Raw genomic sequence first — 347 nt, 5'->3', positions numbered from 1 at the left:
ACACGGGTAAAGCGCTCCGGCTCGCAGGTGACGCTGATGCCGCAGTCGGCGCCAAAACGCGCCCGCAGCCGCCTGTCCACCAGATTCATCCCCAGCCCGCTGGCCTGGGGGTTGGCCCGGTACAGCCCGGCGTTATCTTCGATATCCAGCTGCAGCCAGCGATCGTCCTGGCTGGCGCGGATGGTAATTTCGCCGACGCCAAGATGTTGCGATGTACCATGCTTAATGGCGTTCTCCACGATCGGCTGCAGGGTAAAGGCCGGCAGCTGGTGATGCGCCAGCCCTTCCGGCACCGCCATCTGGATCTGCAGGTTAGCCTGAAAGCGAGCCTTCTCAATCTGCAGATA

1 protein-coding gene is annotated in these 347 nt (G+C 62.5%); it reads right to left on the bottom strand.

Translation table 11 applies throughout. The annotated features are described in order from the left end of the window. A partial coding sequence (locus IM317_RS23675; RefSeq protein WP_375336437.1) for a sensor histidine kinase occupies positions 1-347 on the bottom strand: 347 nt, incomplete at both ends.

Source organism: Enterobacter cloacae complex sp. S3 (assembly GCF_014930495.1).
Taxonomy (GTDB): Bacteria; Pseudomonadota; Gammaproteobacteria; order Enterobacterales; family Enterobacteriaceae; genus Enterobacter; species Enterobacter asburiae_B.
This window is presented reverse-complemented; position numbering and strand designations above follow the sequence as displayed.